Origin of the sequence: Paraburkholderia denitrificans, assembly GCF_042655705.1 — a bacterium.
Taxonomy (GTDB): Bacteria; Pseudomonadota; Gammaproteobacteria; order Burkholderiales; family Burkholderiaceae; genus Paraburkholderia; species Paraburkholderia denitrificans.
The window spans coordinates 21491-44114 of the sequence record NZ_JBHSMP010000008.1 but is presented as its reverse complement, the minus strand read 5'-3'; the positions used below and the strand labels follow the sequence as shown (position 1 = coordinate 44114).

The window sequence follows — 22624 nt, the reverse complement described above, 5'->3', positions numbered from 1 at the left end:
TTCGCTTCTGGTTGGCGGGGACGGCTTACATCGCCTGGGCGGCGGACTTTGCCGACGACACAGCCGCGCCGGTCCTGGTCCCGGCGTTGGCCCCGGCGTTTTCCGAAACGATGCGGGCGATTTCGGCATCGGCTTCCGCGCCGTACTGGTCGAACACGTCGGTCTGATAGACCGTGTTCTGCGCGTTGCCGAGCTGGCTGCCCGAATCGTCCTTGATGTTCACGTCCACCTGCATCGACAGGCCGATACGCAGCGGGTGTTTTTCGAGGTCGGCCGGATCGAGCGAGATGCGCACCGGCAGGCGCTGCACGACCTTGATCCAGTTGCCCGTGGCGTTTTGCGCGGGCAGCAGCGAGAACGCCGAGCCGGTGCCCGCCGAGAAGCCCACGACCTTGCCGTGGTAGACCACCGAAGAGCCGTACACGTCGGCCGTCATCTCGACCGGCTGGCCGATGCGCATGTGCTTGAGCTGCACTTCCTTGAAGTTCGCATCGACCCACACGGCGTTGAGCGGCACGACCGACATGAGCGGCGTGCCCGGCGCGACGCGCTGGCCCACCTGCACCGAGCGCTTCGCCACGTAGCCGGTGACCGGCGCGGGCAGCGTGTTGCGCGCGTTCGCGAGATACGCGTCGCGGACCTTGGCCGCGGCGGCCATGACGTTCGGATGCGACGAGATCGTCGTGTTCGCGGTGAGCGCGCGGTTGGCGGAAAGTTGATGCTGGGCGGCTTCGAGCGCGGCTTCGGCGCCCCGCACGGACTCGCGTGCGTGCGAGATCTCTTCCTGCGAGACGGCGCCCGTCTGCGCAACCAGCATGCGGCGGCGCAGGTCGTCCTGGGCGCGCGCGAGATCGGCCTCGCGCACGGCGACTTGTGCTTCGTACTGGCTATCGTCGGCGAAGAGGCCGCGTACCTGGCGCACCGTCTGCGCAAGATTCGCTTCGGCCTGCTGCAGCGCGATGCGCGAGTCGGCCGGGTCGAGCACCACGAGCGGGTCGCCTGCCTTGACCGTCTGCGTGTCGTCCGCCTTCACCGCGATCACCGTGCCGGTGACCTGCGGCGTGATCTGCACGACGTTGCCGTTCACATAGGCGTCGTCGGTGCCTTCCGTATAGCGCGCGACGAGGAAGTAATAGAGGCCGTAGGCAATGGCGGCAATCGCGATCACGAGGACAAGCAGCGTCATCATGCGGCGGCGCTTGCCGTTGCTCGCGCTCGGCTGCGCGTTCGGTTGCGGACCGGCGGCCGGTTGCTGGGGGGTGGTCATGGAAATGATCTCCGGGGGTTCTCTTGTGCCGTTCGTTCGACTATTCGATCGAGGCTGTTCTGGTCGGGCAGGCGCGGCGTCAGTTCGACGCCGCTGCCGACGTCGCTGCAGCCGCCGAAGCAGGCAGTGCGGGTAGTGTGGGCGCCGTCGTACCGGTCCACGGCGCGCCGTTGGGGCCCTTCGCTTCGCTGCCGACGTCGGCGGGCGGCACGAGGTCCGCGCCGTGTGCGTCGAACCCGCCGCCGAGCGCCTTGATGAGTGCCATCTGGTTGTCGCGCCGCTGCGCCTTCAGGTTCGTCACCGTCTGTTCGGCGGCGAGGCGGTTCTGGTCGGCGTTGAGCACCTGAAGCTGCTCGGACAGGCCCGCCTTGTAGCGGATCACGGCGAGCTGCCAGGCGTTCGTCGAAGCGTCGAGCGCGCGCTCGGCATCGACGAGCTGCCGGTTGGCCGAATGGATCGTCGCGACCTGGGTCGCGACGTCCTGGAACGCGCCGATGAGCGTCTGGTTGTAGTTCGCCACATCGAGTTCGAAGTCGGCGTAGCGGCCCTTCAACTGTCCGCGCAGGGCGCCCGCATCGAAAATTGGCAGATGGACTGCCGGGCCGAACTGCATCTGGCGGCTCGTGAAGTTGAGGAATTTGCCCCAGCCGAACGCATCGAAACCGAAGCCCGCCGCGAGGTTCACGTCGGGATAGAACTCCGCCTTGGCTTCCTTCACGTCGTGCATGGCGGCTTCGACCTGCCAGCGCGCGGCGACGATGTCCGGGCGGCGCGACACGAGATCGGCGGGCAGGCTGTCGGGCAGCGCGAGCTCGGCGGCCGGCTGCAGTACCGGCTGCGTGATCTGCAGCCCGCGATCCGGTCCCTTGCCGAGCAGCGCGGCGAGCTGGTAGCGCACCGTTTCGATCTGGCCGTCGATTTGCGAGAGATTGGCCTGGCTCGACGCGATATTGCCGTTGGCGGTCTGCCGCTCGACGTTGGTGTCGAGGCCCGCGAGCACGCGCCCATTGGTGATCGTGCCAATGGTCTTGCGGTTGTCGATTTCGTGCAAGGCGATGTCGCGCAGCGCGTAGAGCTGGGCGAGCTGGTTATACGTGCGTGCGACCGATGCCGCGAGCGTGATGCGCGCCTGCTGCATGTCGGCGACGGAAGCCTTTTGCGCGGAGACGGCCTGCGCGAGGCGCTGACGGTTCTTGCCCCAGAGGTCGAGTTCCCACGACGCGCTCGCCAGCGCGTTGTTCTCGCTATACCAGGAGCCGCCGAACGGAGGCGGGTAGAGGGCATTGGCCGAGAACAGCTCGCGGGTCCACGAGTAGCTCGCGTTGACCTTCGGAAAGAGCGCCGATTTCGACGTCTGGATGTACGACGACGCCTTGGCGATGCGCGCCTGCGCCTGCGCGATGGTCGGATTGCCTTCGAGCGCTTCGTCGATCAGCTTCGGCAGTTGCGCGTCGCCGAACTGGTTCGCCCAGTCGAGCGTGGGCCACTGGCCGCCCTGTGCGGGGATGCTCTGCGAGGTTTCGAACTGCTGCGGCTGGGCAATGGTCTTGTCGCTCTTGATGCCGAAGTAGTTCGCGCATCCCGAAAGGGCCATCGCCGCCATGGCCGCTGCTGCTGCGGCGGCGACCCGGTGCACGGCTGGCCGGGACTGGGAATGGGGAGTCATTGCTCGTCTCGATGCGTGTGAGGTGAAGGTAATACTGGACGGTGCAGCTATTTACTTTTGAAATGCTTTCAAATTTAATTGCCCCGTCACGAATTGGCAGGTGGGTTCTGGCTCGCTTCGCAGCCGTTCGCCAGCACGCGCCGCAGCATGCTTTTCAGGAACCCGACTTCCTCGGGCGAGAGGCCGCTCAAGAGGCGCTCGCTGATGCCGGTGAACATCGCCGGCATGCGCCTCGCGATCGCGTGGCCTTCGGGCGTGAGCGCAAGACGCACCGCGCGGCGGTCCTCCGAACTGCGTACGCGCTTGAGCAGCCCACGCGTTTCCAGCCGGTCGACGAGCCGCGTCACCGCGCTCGCGTCGATCCCGTACTCGCGGGCCAGTTCCGCGGCGAGCACGCACTTGCCGCTCGCGACCATGAACAGCACGCTAGCCTGCTGGCTCGTGACGCCGAGTTCCGCGACGGTGCGCTGGTTGACCAGATTCGACATGGTCGACTTCACGCGCGAAATCAGGTAGCCGACGCTTTCTCCAAAGTCGTACTCGAGGACTTCGGACGGAGGTGTATGGGCCGGATCCGTCATAATTCTGCTGCGCCTGCAATGATTGACCAGGCATGGAGTATAGAGTGCGATTAGTTGACGCGGCAAGCGTCAACTACGCAATTGCCGAAAAAGTCTTGCAGATATCGAGCTTAATCCGGTCTCGATGGCGTGGGAAAATCGTCCGTTTTAGCGCTGAAAGGCCGTAGCAAAGGGCTGCTGCGCCATCTGCGCTATAGAAGCTGCCAATTCGAGGCGGTCATCCCGACGATGAATCTTGTGCCGCCGAATGCTGCCGGGGTGCTGCCGGGGTGCTGTCGGGGTGCTGTCTGGATGGCTCCGGGCGGCTGTCCGGTCACCTTACAGGCCGCGATGAGGACATGTGTCAGAGGAAGTCATCATCGCGTGCTATACTTTCAGGTTCCCGAAAAGTGCGTTTTTGTCGAGGTGCTGTGTCCCGGTTTGTCCGGAGCCGGCGCAACGGCAGCCGGCAGAATCAGGCGAATGGGGCACGAACGCTGCACGTCGATGCCCCCGATGCCTGGCTGTTAGCCGCGCACTCAACTGTGTCCCCAGGTTCCTATGTCCCGCGCTCTTCGCAACATCGCCATCATTGCCCACGTCGACCACGGCAAGACCACGCTCGTCGATCAACTGCTGCGCCAGTCCGGCACGTTCCGCGAGAACCAGCAGATCGCCGAACGCGTCATGGACTCGAACGACATCGAAAAAGAGCGCGGGATCACGATTCTCGCGAAAAACTGCGCGGTCGAGTACGAAGGCACTCACATCAACATCGTCGACACCCCGGGCCACGCCGACTTCGGCGGTGAAGTGGAGCGCGTGCTCTCGATGGTCGACTCGGTGCTGCTGCTCGTCGACGCCGTCGAAGGCCCGATGCCGCAAACGCGCTTCGTCACGAAGAAGGCCCTCGCGCTCGGCCTCAAGCCGATCGTCGTCGTCAACAAGGTCGACCGCCCGGGCGCCCGCATCGACTGGGTCATCAACCAGACGTTCGACCTCTTCGACAAGCTCGGCGCGACCGAAGAGCAGCTCGATTTCCCGGTGGTGTACGCGTCGGGCCTGAACGGCTACGCGTCGCTCGACGAATCGGCCCGCGAAGGCGACATGCGCCCGCTCTTCGAGGCGATCCTCCAGCACGTGCCGGTGCGCGCCGCCGATCCGGAAGGCCCGCTGCAACTGCAGATCACCTCGCTCGACTATTCGACCTACGTCGGCCGCATCGGCGTGGGCCGCATCACGCGCGGGCGCATCAGGCCGGGCCAGCCGGTCGCGCTGCGCTTCGGCCCGGAAGGCGACGTGATGAACCGCAAGATCAACCAGGTGCTGTCGTTCCACGGCCTTGAGCGCGTGCAGGTCGAGTCGGCCGAAGCCGGCGACATCGTGCTGATCAACGGCATCGAGGATATCGGCATCGGCGCCACGATCTGCGCGGTCGACAATCCCGAAGCGCTGCCGATGATCACGGTGGACGAGCCGACGCTCACGATGAACTTCCTCGTGAACTCGTCGCCGCTCGCGGGCAAGGAAGGCAAGTTCGTGACGAGCCGCCAGATCCGCGACCGCCTCACGAAGGAACTGAACCACAACGTCGCGCTGCGCGTGAAGGACACGGGCGACGAAACTACGTTCGAAGTGTCGGGCCGCGGCGAGTTGCACCTCACGATCCTGATCGAAAACATGCGCCGCGAAGGCTACGAGCTGGCCGTGTCGCGTCCGCGCGTCGTGCTGCACGAAGTCGACGGCGTGAAGATGGAGCCGTACGAACAACTGACGGTGGACGTCGAAGACGGCCACCAGGGCGGCGTGATGGAAGAACTTGGCCGCCGCAAGGGCGAAATGCTCGACATGGCGTCGGACGGCCGTGGCCGCACGCGTCTCGAGTACCGCATTCCGGCGCGCGGGCTGATCGGCTTCCAGGGCGAGTTCATGACGCTCACGCGCGGCACCGGCCTGATGAGCCACGTGTTCGACGAATACGGTCCGATCAAGGACGGTTCGCTCGGCGAGCGCCGCAACGGCGTGCTGATCTCGCAGGACGACGGCGCGGCCGTCGCCTACGCGCTGTGGAAGCTGCAGGATCGCGGCCGCATGTTCGTGAAGCCGGGCGACGCGCTGTATGAGGGCATGATCATCGGCATCCACAGCCGCGACAACGACCTCGTCGTGAACCCGATCAAGGGCAAGCAGCTCACCAACGTGCGCGCCTCGGGCACCGACGAAGCTGTGCGCCTCGTGCCGGCGATCCAGATGTCGCTCGAATATGCGGTCGAATTTATCGACGACGACGAACTCGTTGAAGTGACGCCGCAGTCGATTCGCCTGCGCAAGCGTCACCTGAAAGAGCACGAGCGCCGTCGCGCAAGCCGTGAAGCCGTTGCCGAATAATCGGGTTCAACAATTTTGCGCACTGCAATACAAATAAGGATGCAAAAAAGCCGCCCCTATGCAGGCGGCTTTTTTGCGTCCGGAATAACTGTATTGCAGTGCAAAAAAATGTGCCGCAAGAGCCGCGAAAGCCTGCCTGGAAAGGGTTTGCGTACGGTTCTCGCGTCGCGTTGCGTCCGACGGAGAGCAGCACTTATGTGCTATCCTCCGCGGATGCATGATTTAGGTCCTTCCAAGCAGACTTGATTCGCAATCCGCTAAACGGTCAGGCCGTGTCGCGGAAGGTTGAGTAACCCGCTATTTCTCGAGAAACTCGAAGAAAGGTGAGCGTAAATGTCGGAAACGATGAAGCAATTCCAGCTGAACTCCTATCTGTTCGGCGGTAATGCTCCGTATGTCGAAGAGCTATACGAAGCATATCTTGATAACCCCGCGTCCGTACCGGACACCTGGCGCGAGTATTTCGACGCGCTGCAAAACGTGCCCTCGTCGAGCGGCACGGCGGACAGCGACGTCGCGCACGGCCCGATCGTCGAGTCGTTCGCACAGCGTGCCAAGGCCAACGCATTCGTTTCGCGCGGCGGCGGCGAAGATCTCGCCACGGCACGCAAGCAGGTTTACGTTCAGTCGCTGATCGGCGCGTATCGATTCCTCGGCTCGCAATGGGCCAACCTCGATCCGCTCAAGCGCCGCGAGCGTCCGAATATCCCCGAACTCGAGCCCGCGTTCTACGACTTCACCGAAGCCGACATGGACGAGACGTTCAGCGCGACGAACCTGTATTTCGGTTACGAGCGCGCGACGCTGCGCGAGATCGTCAAGTCGCTGCGCGATACGTACTGCGGTACGATCGGCGTCGAATACATGTACATCGGCGATCCTGAACAGAAGCGCTGGTGGAAGGAAAAGCTCGAGACGATCCGTTCGACGCCGAACTTTTCCAACGACAAGAAGAAGCACATCCTGCAGCGCCTGACGGCCGCCGAAGGCCTCGAGCGCTTCCTGCACACCAAGTACGTCGGCCAGAAGCGCTTCTCGCTCGAAGGTGGCGAGAGCTTCATCGCGTCGATGGACGAAGTCGTCCGTCACGCAGGCGCGAAGGGCGTGCAGGAAATCGTCATCGGCATGGCCCACCGCGGCCGCCTGAACGTGCTGGTCAATACGCTCGGCAAGATGCCGGCCGACCTCTTCGCCGAATTCGAAGGCAAGCACGTCGACGATCTGCCGGCCGGCGACGTGAAGTACCACAAGGGCTTCTCGTCGGATATGGCCACCGAAGGCGGCCCGGTCCACCTGTCGCTCGCATTCAATCCGTCGCACCTCGAAATCGTCAACCCGGTGGTCGAAGGCTCGGCCAAGGCGCGTATGGATCGCCGCGGCGACGAAAACGGCCTGCAGGTGCTGCCGGTGCAGATCCACGGCGACGCGGCTTTCGCGGGCCAGGGCTGCGTGATGGAAACGCTGAACCTCGCGCAGACGCGCGGCTACGGCACGCACGGCACGCTGCACATCGTCATCAACAACCAGATCGGCTTCACAACGTCGGACCCGCGCGATACGCGCTCGACGCTGTATTGCACCGACGTGGTCAAGATGATCGAAGCGCCGGTGCTGCACGTGAACGGCGACGATCCCGAAGCCGTCGTGCTCGCCACGCAGCTCGCGATCGAATACCGCATGCAGTTCCACAAGGATGTCGTCGTCGACATCGTGTGCTTCCGCAAGCTCGGCCACAACGAGCAGGACACGCCGGCGGTCACGCAGCCGCTCATGTACAAGAAGATCGCGCAGCACCCAGGCACCCGTGCGCTGTACGCCGAGAAGCTCGTGCAGCAGGGCGTGATCACGGCAGCGGACGCCGACGGCTACGTCAAGGCGTATCGCGCCGCGATGGACGAAGGCAACCACACGGTCGACCCGGTGCTCTCGAACTACAAGAGCAAGTACGCCGTTGACTGGGTGCCGTTCCTGAACCGCAAGTGGACCGACGCCGCCGATACGGCCGTTCCGCTCGCCGAGCTCAAGCGCCTCGCCGAACGCATCACCACGGTCCCCGAGAACTTCAAGGTTCACCCGCTCGTCGAGCGCGTCATCAACGACCGCCGCACGATGGGCAAGGGCGACGCGAAGCTCGACTGGGGCATGGGCGAACACCTCGCGTTCGCGTCGCTGGTCGCTTCGGGCTACACCGTCCGTCTGACCGGCCAGGATTCGGGCCGCGGCACGTTCACGCACCGTCACGCGGTGCTGCACGACCAGAATCGCGAGCGCTGGAACGACGGCACGTATATCCCGCTGCAGAACATCGCCGAGAACCAGGCGAAGTTCACGGTGATCGACTCGGTGCTGTCCGAAGAAGCGGTGCTCGGTTTCGAGTACGGCTACTCGACCGCCGAACCGAACACGCTCGTGCTGTGGGAAGGCCAGTTCGGCGACTTCGCGAACGGCGCTCAGGTCGTGATCGACCAGTTCATCTCGTCGGGCGAAGTGAAGTGGGGCCGCGTTTCGGGTCTCACGATGCTGCTGCCGCACGGCTATGAAGGCCAGGGTCCGGAGCACTCGTCGGCGCGTATCGAACGCTATCTGCAACTGTGCGCCGAGCACAACATGCAGGTCGTTCAGCCGACCACGCCGGCACAGGTCTTCCACCTGCTGCGCCGCCAGATGATCCGCCTCTTCCGCAAGCCGCTCATCGTCTTCACGCCGAAGTCGCTGCTGCGCCACAAGGAAGCCGTTTCGGACCTGTCGGAACTCGCGAACGGCACGTTCATGCCGGTCATCGGCGAAGTGGACGAGTCGATCGATCCGAAGAAGGTCAAGCGCGTGGTCGCCTGCTCGGGCCGCGTGTACTACGACCTCGTCGCGCATCGCCGCGAAGCGAAGGTGGGCGACGTCGCGATCGTTCGTATCGAACAGCTCTATCCGTTCGCGCACAAGCAGTTCGAAGCGGAAATGAAGAAGTACGACAACGCGACCGAAGTGGTCTGGGTGCAGGACGAGCCGCAGAATCAGGGCCCGTGGTTCTACATCGAGCACCATCTGAAGGAAGGCATGAAGGAAGGGCAGAAGCTCGCGTACAGCGGCCGTCCTGCTTCCGCCTCGCCGGCGGTCGGCTACTACGCGAAGCACTACGAGCAGCAGAAGTCGCTGATCGAAGGTGCGTTCGGCCGCCTGAAGGGCGCGCAGGTCGCGAAGTAAGCACGAAAGAGCAACTCGAACCGGGAAGGCGCGACTCGCGAATAGCGCGCTTTCCCGCGCTCACGTGCGCGACCCGGTTCGTTTCACGGGGGAAACCCCGGTACGTATTCAGGAAAAATTCACATGGCTATCGTTGAAGTCAAGGTCCCCCAGCTTTCGGAGTCGGTTTCGGAAGCCACCATGCTGCAGTGGAAGAAGAAGCCGGGCGAAGCTGTCGCCCAGGACGAAATCCTCATCGAACTCGAGACCGATAAGGTTGTGCTCGAAGTGCCGGCGCCCGCAGCCGGCGTGCTGGCCGAGTTCCTGGCCAACGACGGCGACACCGTCGTGGCCGATCAAGTGATCGCGAAGATCGACACGGAAGGCAAGGCAAGCGCAGCAGCACCCGCCGCCGCCGCCGCTCCGGTTGCCGCTGCAGCCCCCGCCGCTGCCGCCGCGGCAGCAACGACGGGCGCCAGCAGCAGCGTCGCCTCGCCCGCCGCTTCGAAGCTGATGGCCGAGAAGGGTCTGTCGGGTTCGGACGTCGCCGGCACGGGCCGCGACGGCCGCATCACGAAGCAGGACGTGCTCGGCGCCGGTGCGCCGAAGGCCGCTGCACCCGCACCGGCTGCGAAGCCCGCCGCCGCACGCCCGTCGCTGCCGGACGTCAAGGCGCCGGCCGCTGCCGGCAACTGGCTCGCCGACCGTCCGGAACAGCGCGTGCCGATGTCGCGTCTGCGTGCGCGTATCGCCGAGCGTCTGCTCGAATCGCAGCAAACCAACGCTATCCTCACGACGTTCAACGAAGTGAACATGGCGCCGGTCATGGACCTGCGCAACAAGTACAAGGACAAGTTCGAGAAGGAACACGGCGTGAAGCTCGGCTTTATGTCGTTCTTCGTGAAGGCGGCTGTGCACGCGCTGAAGAAGTTCCCGCTCGTGAACGCGTCGATCGACGGTAACGACATCGTCTATCACGGCTACTTCGACATCGGTATCGCTGTCGGCTCGCCGCGCGGTCTCGTGGTGCCGATCCTGCGCAACGCCGACCAGATGAGCCTCGCCGACATCGAAAAGAAGATCGCCGAGTTCGGTCAGAAGGCGAAGGACGGCAAGCTGTCGATCGAGGAAATGACGGGCGGTACGTTCTCGATCTCGAACGGCGGCGTGTTCGGCTCGATGCTCTCGACCCCGATCATCAACCCGCCGCAGTCGGCGATCCTCGGCGTGCACGCCACGAAGGAGCGCGCTGTCGTCGAGAACGGCCAGATCGTGATCCGTCCGATGAACTACCTCGCGATGTCGTACGACCACCGCATCATCGACGGCCGCGAAGCCGTCCTGTCGCTGGTTGCCATGAAGGACGCGCTGGAAGATCCGGCTCGTCTGCTGCTCGATCTGTAAAGCAGCGCTTCTTCATTGCGCATCATTCGCATCATCAAGTCTCTCTGAGCGTCGCGTGCGCGGGCGGTGGAAACCACCGCCCGCGTGCCGCGCTCACGTCTCGAAAGGATGACCATGTCCAAAGAATTTGACGTCGTCGTGATCGGCGCCGGCCCCGGCGGCTATATCGCGGCGATCCGCGCTGCCCAACTCGGCAAGTCGGTTGCCTGCATCGAAAAGTGGAAGAACCCGGCCGGCGCGCTGAAGCTCGGCGGCACCTGCCTGAACGTGGGCTGCATTCCGTCGAAGGCGCTGCTCGCTTCGTCGGAACAGTTCGAAAACGCCCAGCATCACCTGATCGATCACGGCATCAGCGTTTCGGACGTCAAGATCGACGTCTCGAAGATGTTGGCCCGCAAGAACGACATCGTCGAAAAGATGACGAAGGGGATCGAGTTCCTGTTCCGCAAGAACAAGATCACGTGGCTCAAGGGCCACGGCAAGTTCGTCGGCAAGAACGAAGCCGGCGTGCAGATCGAAGTGAGCGGCGAAGCCGACGCGGAAGTCGTGACGGCGAAGAACGTCATCATCGCGACCGGTTCGAAGGCGCGTCACCTGCCGGGCATTCCGGTCGACAACAAGATCGTCGCCGACAACGAAGGCGCGCTCTCGTTCGACGCCGTGCCGAAGAAGCTCGCCGTGATCGGCGCAGGCGTGATCGGCCTGGAGCTCGGCTCGGTGTGGCGTCGTCTCGGTTCCGAAGTCACGGTGCTCGAAGCGCTGCCGGAATTCCTCGGCGCGGCTGACCAGTCGCTGTCGAAGGAAGCCGCCAAGCTCCTCAAGAAGCAGGGGCTCGACATTCACGTCGGCGTGAAGGTGGGCGAAGTGAAGGCAACGGACAAGAACGTCACGATCGCCTACACGGACAAGGACGGCAAGGCGCAGACGCTCGAAGCCGACCGCCTGATCGTCTCGGTGGGCCGCGTGCCGAACACCGACAACCTCGGTCTCGAAGCGATCGGCTTGAAGGCGAACGAGCGCGGTTTCATCGACGTCGACAACCACTGCGCGACGAGCGTGCCGAACGTGTACGCGATCGGCGACGTGGTGCGCGGCCCGATGCTCGCGCACAAGGCCGAAGACGAAGGCGTGCTGGTGGCCGAGATCATCGACGGCCAGAAGCCGCACATCGACTACAACTGCATTCCGTGGGTGATCTACACCGAGCCGGAAATCGCATGGGTCGGCAAGACGGAGCAGCAGCTGAAGGCTGAAGGCCGCGAAGTCAAGACGGGCCAGTTCCCGTTCATGGCGAACGGCCGCGCGCTCGGCATCAACAAGGCCGATGGCTTTGTGAAGATGATCGCCGACGCGAAGACCGACGAATTGCTTGGCGTGCACATCATCTCGGCGAACGCATCGGATCTGATCGCGGAAGCCGTGGTGGCGATGGAATTCAAGGCGGCCGCCGAAGACATCGGCCGCATCTGCCATCCGCACCCGTCTCTCTCCGAAGTCATGCGCGAGGCGGCTCTCGCCACCGACAAGCGCGCACTCAACATGTAATGCGCGCGGGCAGGACGTCCGGCGGGGTTGTCAATTCTCGTCGGATGCTCTGCCGCGTAGTAATTTGCATCACGACGAAGAGGCGGGTGGGTTCTATCCCATCCGCCTTTGCTTATTTGCGGCCCATGAAATGAACGTCACCGAGTACTACGAAAAGGAACTGCAAAACCGCGGGTACCAGTCAGATGCGGCCCAGCGCGCCGCAGTCGACCGGCTGCAGCAGTGCTACGACGAATGGGTTGCGTACAAGGCGCGCCGCTCGAACGCGTTCAAGAAGTTCATCATTCACCCCGATCTGCCGCGCGGCGTGTACATGTGGGGCGGCGTGGGGCGCGGCAAGAGCTTCCTGATGGACAGCTTCTATGCGGTCGTGCCCGTGCAGCGCAAGACGCGCCTGCACTTCCACGAATTCATGCGCGAGGTGCATCGCGAGCTGGAGGAACTCAAGGGCCAGGCCGATCCGCTCGACGAACTCGCACGCCGCATTGCGAAGCGATATCGCCTGATCTGCTTCGACGAATTCCATGTCTCGGACATCGCCGACGCGATGATCCTGTATCGGCTGCTCGACCGTCTTTTCACGAACGGCGTGCAGTTCGTGATGACGTCCAACTACGATCCCGATCTGCTCTATCCGGACGGCCTGCATCGCGACCGCATGCTGCCCGCCATCGCGCTGCTCAAGGACAAGCTCGACGTGCTCAACGTCGACGCGGGCATCGACTACCGGCAGCGCACGCTCGCGCAGGTCGAGGTCTACCATACGCCGCTCGGCGCCGAAGCCGACCGCGCACTGCGGCACTCGTTCGCGCAACTCGCGGCGGTGCCCGACGAGAGCCCGATCCTGCACATCGAGAAGCGCGAGATCAAGGCGCTGCGCCGCGCCGACGGCGTCGTCTGGTTCGACTTCGCGACGCTGTGCGGCGGGCCGCGCTCGCAGAACGACTATCTGGAACTGGCGAGCCGCTTTCACGCCGTGATTCTGTCGGGCGTGCCGCAGATGACGCCGCGCATGCAGTCCGAAGCCCGTCGCTTCACATGGCTCATCGACGTGTTCTACGACCACAAGGTGAAGCTGCTGATGTCGGCGGCGGTGTGTCCCGAGGCGCTATACGTCGAAGGCCCGATGGCGAACGAATTCACGCGCACGGTCTCGCGGATCGTCGAAATGCAGTCGAAGGAATATCTCGAAGCGCCGCGCCGTATCGTCGATACGTCGCTCACCTGAGCAAGCGCGCCCGCGCGTCGTCGCGAATGTCGCGAATGTCGTGAAAAACGGGCGCGTCGATGTTTTCAAGATTCAGACCCGTCTGATACTCGGCGCGGGGGCAAGTGGATATCGTTTGTCGGTGACAGCCCCGACAAAGGAGAACACCTTGACCCCGCATCGCGATATTAACGAGGACGAATGGGAACGCGTCATGCCGCTGTTCCCCGAATTGCGGCAGCGTACCGAATTGCGCGGCCGGCCGCTCGCCAATACGCGGTCGGTACTCAATGGTGTTCTGTGGGTCATGTATAGCGGCGCGACGTGGTCGGCCATGCCGCGCCGCTATCCCTCGTACCAGACCTGCCATCGCCGCTTCAAAGCCTGGTACGACGAAGGCGTACTCAAGCGCGTGATGGCCGAACTGTTCGGTGACGAAGGCGCGGTTGTCTGCCATGCGTTTGAATCGCGCATGCGCAAGCCGATGAACCGCGCGGGCAAGGGCATGCGCAACGAGCCGCCGCCGGTGAAGAAGGGTTCGCCGTTCGGCCCGGTCACATCCACGGGGACGCCGCCATTCCCCACTCATCGCCTGCTGTTCCGCCCGAGTTCCTGAATAGCCTCATGACCTGGCCGGGCCGCTGTCCGACCCGCAGGTTCGCTGTGGCCGGCGAAGCTACTTCCGGATGCGCATGCAGGCGGGTGCGCGCGATGTCTCGCGGTCCCGCACTGCTTCGCATCCGTTCTCCTCATCCACGTCGAAACGCTGCTACTGCTGGCGAATCCACGTTTGTGAGCGGCCGAGCAGGGCGATGCCCAGATAGCCGCGCACCACGAGCTTGTGACCGCCGTCTTCGACGTGCATCTTGCAGCGGTACACCTTGCCGTTTTCCGGATCGAGGATGTGACCGTTGTCCCAGCCATCGTCAGTCTTCTTCATCCCGTCAATGACCGTCATGCCGAGAATCGGCTGATCCTTGCGTGCGTCCGTGCACGCCGTGCACTTGCGCTCCGGATTATTGTTGGCGCTGAGTCCCTTGATGACCTTGCCGCTGAGCTGGCCGCTGCCGTCGTCGCTGATCTGGACGAGCGCCTTCGGCTGGCCGGTGTGATCGTCGACGGTCTGCCAAACGCCGACCGGCGTATCGGTCTGGGCGTAGGCCGCAATGGCGCCGCCGAGCAAGGCGCTCGCGAGCGCGAGCTGGGTTGCCGCGCGCGCGGCGAACGCAACGGTGCGTCCGGTGATCCGGTTCATCCTTTGTCTCCTATGGTTTGTCCTGGCCGTGCGGACCGCGCATCGCGCGCGCCGTGCACGGCGGTGTGGGCAGCATACGCGAAAGCGGTGTCTCCGTTTGAGAGGAGGGACTCTAGTCGCTCGCGCGATGGGTCGGTGGCGACGCGTATGTCGTGTTCGAGCCATCTGGCATGAGGGCGCAGTCGCGGCTTGAATTGCACCGTGCTTTGCGTGGTCCGGACTGGCTGCGCGTGGTGTCAATCGTTTATCGGCAGGCATCCTTATTAATCGCCGCATCGGTGCTTGTGCCGTTGAGCGCGCGGCGCGCACCGTTGAGCAGCATCCGGGCCGTTGGCCCAGCCACTCGTCGCCTTGTGCTTGAGCGAGGCGCAGGTCCGGGTTGTCGACACTCGCTTGCTGCGTTTCGATCTCAGACGATCCAGTTCGATCGCCATACGGGCAAACCTATGCGGGCAACGCGCTACTTCATTGCATCCTGAACTCGCGATTTCCGTCATCAACGCCGCTCAACGGCATCCCAGAGGGGCGTGAAGATCGGCGCGATGGCCGTGCCGGCGGCAGTAAGCCTTGCGACGGCTCAAGGCGAGTCCACACTCGCGCCCGGCAACGCAGGGTTCCTGGTGCAAACTGGCATCGCGAAGTTGTGTGTCGGGCATGCGGGCGCGATGCGTCGCCTCCGCTGCCGTCTACCAGACCCGCTGCGGGTACAAATGCCGACGCAAAGATAAGTCACGATTTCCCGGTATCAGGCGAAAAGTGTTGCAGGAAAAGTAGTGGAAGCAGCAATTTTGCGATGAGAAGCCCGAAACCGGGGAAAGTGAGTAATAATTAGGCCGTTTTGCCAAAACTAGAACTGTTCAAAGCAGGAACTACATGAACTACGACCGGAGAGTTCGAAACGCGGCACTGGCAGTCATGGTGCTAATCGGGGGTACGCAAGCGGGCTGCGCGCAGTCTGCATTGCAATCCGCTGGGCCGACCACCCAGCAAACAACGCAGGGCGTTGAAGCAGCTAACACGGATTCAGCGGCCCGGCCTGCCGCGGTTGTCGCGGCGTCGGCGCCTCAGGCGACTGTGGCAGCATCGGTAGCTCCGGGCCAGACGGATGTGCTGACGCCAGACGAGGCGCAGCAGAACGCGGCAGGCAACGTGGCCGAGCTTCAGAAGATGATCGGCGCGTCGCAGCTCAATGAGCTTCGCAAGACCTACAACGGTGCGTACGGCGCAAGCTTGCTGTTTTACGGCAAGGAGATGACGTACTACGTTGCACTGTTCCAGAACAAGACGTTCTGGCGCGTCATCAAGACGAGCGACGAAAAGCGCGCCGAAGCGATTTACCGCGATTTCGCGGCGAAGACCCAGCAGCTTTCGGAAGTCGAGATTCGCGGCATCCGCCTCGAGGCGCAGAAGGCATTCACCGATCGCATGATTGCGCTGACCCAGGAGCACGCAAGCAGGCTGCAGGCCGACCTCACGGTCGCGCGTCAGCAGCAGGCGCTCGTGGCCGACCAGCAGAAGCAGTCGCGCGAGCAGGCGACTGCGCTGCAGGCTCAGAAGACAGCGGCGCAAGATCAGCTGCGCTCGGTGCAGCGCCAGGTGCGCGAACTGCAGCGTCAGGTCGAAGGCGGCTTGCCGACGCAGTAAGTGTCGTGCCGCTGCGGTTTGCGGCGGCATGAATCATTCGCGATCAAAGGGCGGACGGGCGTCCCGGACGTACCGCCGCCTTTGTGCGTGCTCGCCTGCGCGACGAGGCTTCGGCACGCCGGTTCGCCGTAACACATTTCTTTCATGGGGCTGCGACGTTCGGCGGCTTCATGTCCCTTCGCGCGCGGTGATTTAGCCACTGCGCGCGCTTGCCTGTTCTTGCGTGCGATCATCCGCCGCCAACATCGCTCGTTGTTGGATGCGTGATTTACGGCGTGCCCCTCTCTCCCGGACTGCCGACATAGCCTCTTGAAGCGTTGCAGCGGCCCGGCTGCGCGCGACGATCATCTGCGTGCGATGTTTGCCGTGCGCGCTGCCGCGCGTATCGCGCAACTCAATGCCTGACGCCGTGGGATGTGGTGCCCGCGCGTCTTCCTCGCTTCACCGCGTGGTGATGCTCGGGCTTGCTTGGGGAAGGCCTGACCGCGATCGGATCGCTCGCCGGAAAGGTTTCTTCCAGCGCTTCGTCGAGCGGATCTGCAGGTGACCGCATGGGGGTTTTCTTCGACGCACTCATGATGTTCTCCGTGGCAGGACGTGCGTGTTTCAGCATATCCCAACGGATAAAACCCTGGATGCAGGCGGGTTTCGGGCTGCACGTGCGGTGCGGCCCGAAAGCAATGGAAGTGGCAAAAGAGGCGCTATGTGCGGCAGACGCGCCGCTGCGTACCGGTGCGGCGACCGCGTCGGGTCGCCGGTTTCCGGTGGAAAACGCGTGCGCGGCGATGCGCGCAGCAATACCGCTCAGACGTTGCCGGAGTCGTTGCCGCCGTTATTGCCGGTGCCGTAGAGCCGGCGTCGGCGCGTGACGACCACCGGGCCGTCCTGCGGCGGACGATCGCCTGACGGGGCGGGCGCGCTCCACGATTCCTGCGATTCGCGCGGCTCTCTCGGTTCGCGGGGCTCGCGCGGTCCGTGGCTGCCATGGACGCCGCGGCTCGTGTGCTCGCCGGCATGCGCCGGTCGCGCCGGGCGCGGGCCCGGCCGCGTGCCGGTGTCGAGCTGGATCGTGGAGATGGCGCGCTTGTAGATGCCTTGCAGGCCGACAGGCGTGCGCAGCATCACGAGGTACTGATCGAACGACTCGATGCAGCCGGTCAGGCGAATGCCGTTGACCAGATAGATTTCGACGCGCTTACGTTCCTTGCGCGCGGCGTTCATGAAGTCGTTTTGAGGATGCGATTCTGCGGAAGGCATGGACGAAATATGACCTGGCGGCTCGATGCCGCATTCAGTTGAAAACGTTTGCTCGCCGGGATTCTACCTTGTGGCGGCGGGATTCGCGCGCGTGAGCACGCGCTACTGCAGCACTATACCGGCTCGGCGCCGGATCGGCAGAGTGGCGGGTCGTGCTCATCGTTGCTTCCCTCGGCGGCGGCAGGGTTGCGGGCGGAGTCGGCCTCGTGCCCAGGGCGTCTTCGGCGTCCGCTACATTGCATCCGCGCCTGAAACCTGCGTGGACACCCGTGACGACACCTGCGACGGCACTCACGCCCGATCTGTGACAGTGCGCCGCATTTGCGGCGTACGCTCACAGCGTAGTGCAAAGCGGCCGCCCGTGCGCAACTGATTCTCGCCGATTGCCGACACTTTACTTTCGCTTTACAGCGGCAGTCATTCTCGCGTCTTGCGCCCCATTCGTTATGTGCGGTGCCTCACATGCAACATGCACGCGACTGCATACGATATCCAACCAATAAAACAACCAGAAACAACGTACGCAGCGGGAATAACGGGGACTTTAGACGCGTTTATCCGTTTGTCGGCACTTGCGTCGCGCAACGCGCGCTTCGCAAGGTATCCGGGGCAACACGGCGAGGCGCGTCCTGTGAAGGAGGTGACGATGAAGCGGTTTTGCAAGCTACTGGTGTTCCTGATGCTGGTCGCTGTTTCCGGGACAGGGCTGGCCGCGTGCAGCGACATGAATACGAGCGGTAGCTCGTCGTCGGGAAGTGCGGGCAGCAGTTCGGGCAGCGGTTACTGACGGGCGGACGGGGTGCTGCGCCATCCGTCCAGGGAGTTCGAGGCGCAAGTGGTGGCGCAGCTCGCGCCACTGCGGCGCTATGCGCGCTCGCTGACGGGTGACGCCGCCTGGGCCGACGATCTCGTGCAGGATGCGGCGGAGCGTGCGCTCTCGCACTGGAATTCGTTTCGGCCCGACAGCAATCTGCGCGCCTGGCTGCTGACGATCCTGCGTCACATTTATATCGACCAGTTGCGCGGCCGCCGCGAGATTACGGTCGACGACGAAAGCGCGCCGTGGCGCACGCTCGAAGCGCCGCACGGCGAGGTCGACGGGCTCGATCTGCGCGACCTGCAGCGCGCGCTCTATCTGCTGCCCGCCGCACAGCGCGAGGTGCTGTTGCTCGTGTGTGTCGAGGAACTGAGTTACCAGGAAGCGTCGGCCGTGCTCGGCGTGCCGTCCGGTACCGTGATGTCGCGCCTGTCGCGCGCGCGCGAACATCTGCGGGTGCTGCTCGGCCAGGACCCCGTGCGGCGCACTGCATCGCTCAGGGTGGTGGGGACTACGCGATGAATCACGACGACCTCGAACGCGATCGGGAGCGCCTGCTGGCCGCAGCAGCCGATGGCAGCGTGCCCGAAACGGATCTCGCAACGCTTTCGGCGTACGTGGACGGCGAACTGTCGTCTGACGAACGGGCCGCACTGCATGCACGGCTTACGGACGATCCGCTCGCCGCAAACCGCGTTGGCGCGTATTTCGCCCAGAAATCGGCGTTGCGGGCGCTCTGCCGCGCAAGCGATGCGGACCCGACCCCGGCTTCCTGGCTCGTGCTGCGGCCACGCAATCCGTGGTGGTGGAACTTCGGCATGGCCGCCGCCTGGTGCGCTGCGGGTGCGGGCATCGCGCTCGCTGCCGCCGCATTCGTGCCGCGCGGCGGAGCGACCGTGGTGGTTACCGGGTCAAGCGCCGGATCGGTTGCTGAAGCGGACAGCGCGCGCGCAGGCGGCTTTGTCACGCCCGACGATCCCGACGCCTTCGCGCGCCATGCGGACGTCGCCTACGCCGTTTATACGCCCGAGCAACGCCATCCGGTCGAAGTCGGCGCGGCCGATGAGACGCATCTGGTCGCGTGGCTGTCGAAGCGGCTCGGCAAGCCGCTTTCGGTGCCGTCGCTGAGCGAGTATGGCTACGCGCTCGTCGGCGGACGGCTGCTGCCGGGCACTACGGGACCGGCTGCGCAGTTCATGTACGAGAACGATGCGGGCGAGCGGCTCACGCTGTACGTTGGCGCATCCGGCAAGGACAGCGGCGCGGTGCGCCTGCTGCGCGACGGCAATCGACGCACGTTCTACTGGACCACCGACCGCATGGGCTACGCGCTCTCCGGCCCGCCCACCGAAGGCAAGCTGCAGGCCATCGCGTACGAACTCTGCGGCGCGCTGGGCGGCAAGCCCTCTCAGTGGGGCCAGTGGTGACGGGCGGCGCGAAGCAGGACGCCGCGCGCATCTTGCCGCCGGGCATGAGCGAGGCACACTTCGAGCGCGCGCTGGCGGCGTTCCAGCGAATCGTCGGCACACCCAACGTGTGTCGTGGCGGCGCGGCGCTCGAACCGTATCTCGATCCCTTCGTACCGGCTGCGAATCCGCGCGCGTTCGCGCCGTCGGCGGCGCTGTTGCCCGCCGACGTGGACGAAGTCCGCGCGATCCTGCGCGTCGCGAACGAGACGCGCGTGCCTCTGTGGACGGTTTCGACGGGCCGCAACTTCGCCTACGGCGGTGCGGCGCCGCGTCTGTCCGGATCGGTCGTGCTGGACCTGCAGCGCCTGAAACGCATTCTCGCCGTCGATGAGCGGCTCGCCTACGCGCTTGTCGAACCCGGCGTGAGCTACTTCGATCTGTACGCCCATCTGCGCGACGGCGGCTACCGGCTGTGGGTCGATCCGCCCGCTGCCGGGTGGGGCAGCGTGACCGGCAACACGCTCGAACGCGGCTTCGGCACGACGCCCTATGGCGATCACGCCGCGACGCTGTGCGGCATCGAGGTCGTGCTCGCGAACGGCGACATCGTGCGCACCGGCATGGGCGCAATCGAAACCGGCACCGCATGGCAGCTTTACCGGCATGGCTACGGCCCCGGATTCGATGCGCTCTTCACGCAGTCGAACTACGGCGTCGTCACGAAGCTGGGCGTATGGCTGATGCCCGCGCCGCCGGCGTATCTGCTCGGCGAGGTGCAGGCGCCCGACGAAGGCGATCTCGCAGCGCTCGTCGACACGCTGCGCCCGCTGCAACTCGATGGGACGATCCGCAACCATGCGGCGATCGAAGGCGTGATCCGGCGCGCGGCGGGCATCGCGCCGCGTACGCGCTGGTTCGACGGCGACGGGCCGATGCCGGAGGCTGCCGTGAGCGCGATGCAGCGCGATCTCGGCGTGGGCCGCTGGAATCTGCATTTCGGGCTGTACGGCACGCCCGAAGTCATCGACGCGCAGCGGCGCGTGGTCGAGCGCGCGTTTGCAGCGGTGCCGCACGCGCGCATCGTCGCGACCCGCTACTTAGCGGACGACGTAGCAGGCGACGAGCCGCAAGGCGGTGCGGACCGCAACCTCGTGGGCATTCCGACGATGACCGCGTTTCGCATGCTCGACTGGCGCGGCGGTTCCGGCGCGCATGTGGATTTTTCGCCGCTGTGTCCCGCCGATGGGCGCGATGCGATGCGCCAGTACACGCTCGTGAAGGCGCGCGCGGCTGAATACGGCTTCGATTACTACGGCGGCTTCACGGCGGCGGGCCGCCATTTGCATCACATCTTCGCGGCGATCTTCGCGCGCGAGCGGCGCAACGATGCCGAACGTGCCGGCGATCTGCTGCGCGCACTGATGAGCGATGCGCACGCGGCGGGCTATGGCGTGTACCGCTCGCATCTGCTTTACATGGACTTCGCCGCTGCGCAATACGGCTTCAACGACGGCGCGTTGCTGCGTCTCGCGGAGACCCTCAAGGACGCGCTCGATCCGCATGGCGTGTTGTCGCCGGGCAAGCAGGGCGTGTGGCCGGCGGTGTGGCGGCACGAGCGCGGCTACACGTAAGCGGGAGGCTGCGATGGACCGGCGGACATTTCTGTGCGAGACGGGCGGCGCGCTCTTCGCCGCCGCGTGCGATGTCGCGCCCGCGCGCGGTGTGCGTGGTGCATGCACGGACGAAAGTGCGAGTGCGTGCGCGTGTATCGCGCTCTTCGATCCGGCGCTCGCGCGAGGCAGGGCGCTTGCGCAATATGCTGCGCGCACGGGCATCGAGGCGTGGCCCGCTGGCGACGACATCGGCATGCTCTGGCATGCGCGCCTTGCCCGCCGCGCCGAATGCGCCGAACGCGCCGGAGCGCGCACGCGCATGATTGCCGCGCTGCGGCCCTCCGACCAGTTCGTGCTGGCGCGTCTCGCCGCGCCGAGCGGCGCCGTCGTGGTGATGTGCTGATGTGCTGATGATCAGCGCCACGCCTGGAAGCGATAGTCCGGGTTCTTCGAATCGAACGTGGGCGCGTCGAAGGACTTCGGCTCGATTTGCTCGAAGACGATCTCTTCGAACGGCCTGCCGTCGCTGTCGTACGACTGCGCCATGCGGAACCACGGATGCCGCAAATCGAGCCCGAGCGTCTCCTTGCTCGCGTAGCCACCGTTCTCGCCGGGCGGCACGTCCCAGGTGAACGCGACCACACGCACGCCGTCCACCCTCTTCACGCTGATTTGCGCGGGCCGCACGAGCCCCGCTTGCTCAAGGCGCGCGTCCTCATCGACAAAGCGGTGCGCGATGTATTCGGTGCCGAGATCGGTCAGCAGATGACGCGATTGCGCATGGGCGAACACACCGTCGAGTCGCGTCCAGAGCGACACCCTGTGAAAGAGGCCGCCCGGATGGCCGTACATGGCGTCGCTGCGGCGCGCGGCGTCGTAGAGCACTTCCTGGCCCGCGTGTGCGCCGTCGGGGAGCCAGCGCGCGTAGATGCGCAGCGGCGCGTGCGCGAGCCGCACGAGCATGTGGTCGGGTTCGGCGGGCCAGCGGCCGTGGATGCGCTCCTTGCGCCGCAGCACGAACTCGCACGACGCATAGCCGTTCGGGCCTGCCTCGATGTAGCGCGGCAGCGTACGCGGATCGAGCGAGGCGAAGAGCGCGACAAGCTGTGCGTCGTCGAGCGTGGTGAGCCTCCCGTCCTGCGCGGCGTGTTGCAGCCAGCGGACCTGATCGTCAAGCGGCAGACGCCCGACGTCGGCACCGGATTCGTCGCCGGGCGATGCGAGTGCGCGCACGTCGATGTCCGCTACTGCGGACGGCGCACGCGCGACGGCACCAGGAAGCACAGGCGGAAGCACGAGCGCGGCGCAGAGGGTCAGGAGACAGGCAGACGGCGTTGTGCGAAACCTCATCGGCGCACGCTCCATGAATTCGTCGATCCGTTGCGGCGCGCACTCACCGGGAACCTGCGCGGGAA

19 protein-coding genes are annotated in these 22624 nt (G+C 64.8%); 12 read left to right on the top strand and 7 right to left on the bottom strand.

The window, feature by feature from the left end; genetic code table 11:
- Positions 1-25 precede the first annotated feature (25 nt).
- The 3 genes from ACFPTO_RS05550 to ACFPTO_RS05540 form a co-directional block, all read right to left on the bottom strand.
- Positions 26-1267 carry an HlyD family secretion protein gene (locus ACFPTO_RS05550; RefSeq protein WP_377710024.1) on the bottom strand — a complete coding sequence of 414 codons (1242 nt, stop codon included), beginning with the start codon at positions 1265-1267 and terminating at the stop codon, positions 26-28.
- A gap of 79 nt (positions 1268-1346) precedes the next feature.
- Positions 1347-2933, bottom strand: a complete 1587-nt coding sequence (locus ACFPTO_RS05545) for an efflux transporter outer membrane subunit (RefSeq protein WP_377710023.1) — start codon at positions 2931-2933, stop codon at positions 1347-1349.
- 86 nt (positions 2934-3019) lie between these two features.
- Positions 3020-3514: a MarR family winged helix-turn-helix transcriptional regulator gene (locus tag ACFPTO_RS05540; RefSeq protein ID WP_377710022.1), complete on the bottom strand. Its 495-nt coding sequence runs from the start codon at positions 3512-3514 to the stop codon at positions 3020-3022.
- Positions 3515-4054: 540 nt separating this feature from the next.
- Between ACFPTO_RS05540 and typA the strand changes: the two genes are divergently transcribed.
- From typA to ACFPTO_RS05510, 6 genes are all read left to right on the top strand, one after another.
- Positions 4055-5881 carry a translational GTPase TypA gene (typA, locus tag ACFPTO_RS05535; RefSeq protein WP_377710021.1) on the top strand — a complete coding sequence of 609 codons (1827 nt, stop codon included), beginning with the start codon at positions 4055-4057 and terminating at the stop codon, positions 5879-5881.
- A gap of 333 nt (positions 5882-6214) precedes the next feature.
- A complete protein-coding gene (locus tag ACFPTO_RS05530; protein WP_377710020.1) occupies positions 6215-9079 on the top strand; it encodes a 2-oxoglutarate dehydrogenase E1 component in 2865 nt (954 codons plus the stop codon).
- A gap of 123 nt (positions 9080-9202) precedes the next feature.
- Positions 9203-10462 carry a 2-oxoglutarate dehydrogenase complex dihydrolipoyllysine-residue succinyltransferase gene (odhB, locus tag ACFPTO_RS05525; protein WP_377710019.1) on the top strand — a complete coding sequence of 420 codons (1260 nt, stop codon included), beginning with the start codon at positions 9203-9205 and terminating at the stop codon, positions 10460-10462.
- A 114-nt stretch (positions 10463-10576) separates the two neighbouring features.
- Entirely contained in the window at positions 10577-12007 is a 1431-nt protein-coding gene (gene lpdA / locus ACFPTO_RS05520) for a dihydrolipoyl dehydrogenase (protein ID WP_377710017.1), read from the top strand.
- A 130-nt stretch (positions 12008-12137) separates the two neighbouring features.
- Positions 12138-13235, top strand: coding sequence for a cell division protein ZapE (gene zapE, locus ACFPTO_RS05515; RefSeq protein WP_377710016.1), 1098 nt, complete (start codon positions 12138-12140; stop codon positions 13233-13235).
- Between the two features lie 148 nt (positions 13236-13383).
- Positions 13384-13830: a transposase gene (locus ACFPTO_RS05510; protein WP_293041908.1), complete on the top strand. Its 447-nt coding sequence runs from the start codon at positions 13384-13386 to the stop codon at positions 13828-13830.
- Positions 13831-13983: 153 nt separating this feature from the next.
- Here ACFPTO_RS05510 and ACFPTO_RS05505 read toward each other — a convergent pair whose 3' ends face one another.
- Positions 13984-14469, bottom strand: coding sequence for a DUF2147 domain-containing protein (locus tag ACFPTO_RS05505; protein ID WP_377710014.1), 486 nt, complete (start codon positions 14467-14469; stop codon positions 13984-13986).
- Between the two features lie 873 nt (positions 14470-15342).
- Here ACFPTO_RS05505 and ACFPTO_RS05500 point away from each other — a divergent pair.
- The gene (locus tag ACFPTO_RS05500) at positions 15343-16113 is read left to right on the top strand and encodes a DUF2968 domain-containing protein (RefSeq protein ID WP_377710012.1); all 771 of its coding nucleotides are present in this window, start codon (positions 15343-15345) and stop codon (positions 16111-16113) included.
- Between the two features lie 394 nt (positions 16114-16507).
- Here ACFPTO_RS05500 and ACFPTO_RS05495 read toward each other — a convergent pair whose 3' ends face one another.
- Both ACFPTO_RS05495 and hfq read right to left on the bottom strand, forming a co-directional pair.
- Positions 16508-16690, bottom strand: coding sequence for a hypothetical protein (locus ACFPTO_RS05495; RefSeq protein WP_377710010.1), 183 nt, complete (start codon positions 16688-16690; stop codon positions 16508-16510).
- Between the two features lie 227 nt (positions 16691-16917).
- Positions 16918-17370, bottom strand: coding sequence for an RNA chaperone Hfq (hfq, locus tag ACFPTO_RS05490; protein WP_377710008.1), 453 nt, complete (start codon positions 17368-17370; stop codon positions 16918-16920).
- A 646-nt stretch (positions 17371-18016) separates the two neighbouring features.
- On the opposite strand from hfq, the gene ACFPTO_RS05485 reads away from it, so the two are divergent.
- Genes ACFPTO_RS05485 through ACFPTO_RS05465 form a run of 5 tightly spaced genes read left to right on the top strand, consistent with a single transcriptional unit; the run spans position 18017 to position 21612 of the window.
- Entirely contained in the window at positions 18017-18157 is a 141-nt protein-coding gene (locus ACFPTO_RS05485) for a hypothetical protein (RefSeq protein ID WP_377710007.1), read from the top strand.
- A 12-nt stretch (positions 18158-18169) separates the two neighbouring features.
- Positions 18170-18709: a sigma-70 family RNA polymerase sigma factor gene (locus tag ACFPTO_RS05480; protein WP_377710006.1), complete on the top strand. Its 540-nt coding sequence runs from the start codon at positions 18170-18172 to the stop codon at positions 18707-18709.
- Positions 18706-19614, top strand: a complete 909-nt coding sequence (locus ACFPTO_RS05475) for an anti-sigma factor family protein (protein WP_377710004.1) — start codon at positions 18706-18708, stop codon at positions 19612-19614. The genes ACFPTO_RS05480 and ACFPTO_RS05475 overlap by 4 nt, the downstream gene beginning before the upstream one ends.
- Positions 19615-19658: 44 nt before the next feature.
- Complete coding sequence (locus ACFPTO_RS05470) at positions 19659-21227, top strand: FAD-binding oxidoreductase (protein ID WP_377710098.1); 1569 nt, start codon at positions 19659-19661, stop codon at positions 21225-21227.
- 13 nt (positions 21228-21240) lie between these two features.
- The gene (locus ACFPTO_RS05465; RefSeq protein ID WP_377710003.1) at positions 21241-21612 is read left to right on the top strand and encodes a hypothetical protein; all 372 of its coding nucleotides are present in this window, start codon (positions 21241-21243) and stop codon (positions 21610-21612) included.
- Positions 21613-21623: 11 nt separating this feature from the next.
- On the opposite strand, the gene ACFPTO_RS05460 is transcribed toward ACFPTO_RS05465, so the two are convergent.
- Positions 21624-22559 (bottom strand): DUF1571 domain-containing protein, encoded by a 936-nt coding sequence (locus ACFPTO_RS05460; protein WP_377710002.1) that lies wholly within the window; start codon positions 22557-22559, stop codon positions 21624-21626.
- Positions 22560-22624: the final 65 nt, after the last annotated feature.